The sequence below is a fragment of the Streptomyces tricolor genome (genome assembly GCF_002155905.1).
In the GTDB taxonomy this organism is placed as follows: domain Bacteria; phylum Actinomycetota; class Actinomycetes; order Streptomycetales; family Streptomycetaceae; genus Streptomyces; species Streptomyces tricolor.
On the sequence record NZ_MUMF01000535.1, the window covers coordinates 1 to 939 of the forward strand.

General features: G+C 68.7%; 1 protein-coding gene and 1 pseudogene. Both read right to left on the minus strand.

What is annotated here, in order from left to right:
* A pseudogene (locus tag CCN44_RS45685) lies at positions 1–264 on the minus strand (hypothetical protein); the annotation flags it as partial.
* A partial coding sequence (locus CCN44_RS32740) for a hypothetical protein (protein WP_086701817.1) occupies positions 254–939 on the minus strand: 686 nt, incomplete at its 5' end. The pseudogene CCN44_RS45685 and the gene CCN44_RS32740, both read right to left, overlap by 11 nt.

Consider the following 939-nt stretch of genomic DNA (forward strand, 5'->3'; position numbering starts at 1 on the left):
GTTGGTGGGGGTGGTGCCGGTGGAGCCGCCGCCGGAGGAGCCGTTGTCCCTTTCGCAGATGTCCCGGGCAGCTCCGTGGATCAGCTCACAGGCGTTGCTGCTCTTCGTGGGAGTGGGGGTCGGGGTCGGCGAGGGGGACGCCGGTGCCGTGGGCGATGACGGGGACGTGGGATCGGCGAAGGCACGCGTGGCCGTGAGGACCGCGGCCGTTTGTACGGCGGCGACTGCGCCGGTCAGCGTGAGTACGCGGCGGTTAGCGGGCATAGGTGAACCCTCCGTACTCATCGACGGCCTTGGACATCTCATCGGCACTGGAGGCCCTGTCGTCGCCGGGAACGGGCGCAGGGCCGTCCTTCTGGGAATGCGTGCTGATCTTCCAGTCGCCGGCGGCCCACTCGAGCTTCATGGTGATGGTGAACCAGCTGTTGGTGACCGGGTTCGTGGACTTGTCGCCCGCGAGGCCGAGCAGGCCGCTGCACCACACCTCGACCGTGGCCGAGTCGTCGGTGGATTCGGTGACCTTCGTACCGATGGGACTGGTGCGGGAGACGAACGTGTAGCCCTGCGGAGCGGTGCCGTCGTCGTTCAGGCCGAGGCTCTTGCTGAAGGCGGGGGTGTACGCCTTGTCGAAGGCCGCCTCGGAACTCGCCACTCGGGAAGGAGTGATGATGGTCCGTAGGATGGAGTCGCGACCGGCTCTGTTGAACATCTCGGCCGACCCCAGCGCCACCGCATAGTTCGCCGCCGCGCTCTGGGCCCCCTGTTCTGTGTGGGGGTAGCCGGTGGGGATGGTTCCGGTCTTTGTGGTGACCGGCCTGGTGCCGGTGGCCGCGGTCGGGGCGGACTTCGGCTCGTTGTCCTTGGCGGGCGCGCCGTCCCCACCCCCCTCACCCCCCCGATTGGCGAACGCGATGGCGGCGATCAGGAGGACCACCACGC